Source organism: Ruegeria sp. PrR005, from assembly GCF_010500245.1.
In the GTDB taxonomy this organism is placed as follows: domain Bacteria; phylum Pseudomonadota; class Alphaproteobacteria; order Rhodobacterales; family Rhodobacteraceae; genus Ruegeria_B; species Ruegeria_B marisflavi.
Genome location: NZ_JAAGOX010000045.1, coordinates 1 through 1,517 on the forward strand (window position 1 = coordinate 1; position 1,517 = coordinate 1,517).

At 58.7% G+C, this 1,517-nt stretch carries 1 protein-coding gene; it reads right to left on the bottom strand.

Features of this window, described 5'->3' with window-relative positions; genetic code table 11:
• Positions 1 to 73: 73 nt before the first annotated feature.
• On the bottom strand, positions 74 to 1,435 hold the full coding sequence (locus G0P99_RS18775; protein ID WP_164132023.1) for an IS1182 family transposase: 1,362 nt from the start codon (positions 1,433 to 1,435) through the stop codon (positions 74 to 76).
• Positions 1,436 to 1,517: the final 82 nt, after the last annotated feature.

Consider the following 1,517-nt stretch of genomic DNA (forward strand, 5'->3'; position numbering starts at 1 on the left):
GTCCGGATGCTGTTGAAAAAGTCGATGTGTAAGCGCGGCGGAAATAGCGGCTGAAGTCTTCCTGCTCGGCTCTTCACGCCGAGATTGGTCTGAGCTTTGCAAGTTTGCGGAGGTTCTGGACTGTTGCTGCGAGGTGGAACTCATCCTTGGCGCCGTTTGGTCCTCTAAGGCGGAGGCGGTCGAGGCCGATGATGCGTTTGAGGTGGGCGAAGAGCATCTCTACCTTCTTTCTGGCGTAGCTGGAGACGACATAGGCATCGGTCTTTGCGATATCCCGTGCTTTTTGGCGGGCGTCTTCATGCCTGGATCGGGCGATTTTCCGGGTCGCCTGGTTGGGCGTGCATCGGGGCTTCAGCGGACACGCCGCGCATTCCTGTTTCCGGGCGTAGTATTTCTTGAAGCCATCCTTGCCGAACGCCGGGCGCCCCTTTGAGATGTTCCGCCAGTACGGCTTCAGCTCCTTCCCGCCGGGACATTTGTAAGCATCGGTGTCCGGATCGTAGGTGAAGTCGGTGGCAGGAAACGCGCCGTCCTTGCGCTCGGACTTGTCGAAGACCGGGATGTGGGGTTCGATACCTTGCTCTTTCACAAGCCAGCCAAGCATCTCCGCCGCACCATAGGCCGTGTCTGCGGCCAGCAGCCATGGGTGCAGGTCGAAACGGTCTTGGGTTCTCACCAGCATGTCTCGCACGGCACCCACTTCCGCCTGACGTATCGGCGCAGTCGCTTCGACATCGACGATGATCGCATGGTCCAGATCGACCAGGTAGTTGGTGCTGTAGGCAAAGAAGGGCCTGTCGCCATTGGCTCCGGTCAACCGCGCGGCCGGGTCGGCGGGCGAGATCGCCTTCGGCTTTACCGGTGTCGCAGCGCCGAAGGCCGCATCATCGAGCGTATCAAGGTATTCCTGCGTCGCCCGGTTTGCAGCATCTGCTGCAGACCATTCCGAGAAGTCCACCTTCGTATAGCGGCTGGCATCAGCCTTGATGAGCGAAGCATCTGCTCCAAAGTTCTCGCCGCCGACCAGTCCCTCGGCAATGCAGCGCGCCAGCACCTGCTCGAACAGATGCCGGAAGAGGTTGCTGTCCCGGAAACGTCCATGTCGGTTCTTGGAAAAGGTGGAATGATCGGGCACCGGATCGGCCAGATCGAGGCGACAGAACCAGCGATACGCCAGATTCAGATGCACCTCTTCACACAGCCGCCGCTCTGACCGGATACCGAAGGCATAGCCCACAATCAGCATTCGGATCATCAGCTCGGGATCAACCGAGGGCCTGCCTGTTGAACTGTAGAACGGCGCGAGATGTCGGCGCATGTCACCAAGGTCTACAAACCGGTCAATCGCGCGCAAAAGGTGATCCGTCGGAACGTGATCCTCAATACTGAACTCGTAGAACAGCGCACCCAGCGCAACTTGCCTCGGTCCCATCATCAGCAACTCTCCTGCAACTCAAGAGAATTGAATCAGCAGCCAAAGCATCGCTCAAGCAGAGTTTTTCAACAGTATCTCCGCA

Coding starts and splice junctions, on each gene's coding strand:
- G0P99_RS18775 (WP_164132023.1), bottom strand. CDS start 1,435: ATGATGGGACCGAGGCAAGTTGCGCTGGGTGCGCTGTTCTACGAGTTC.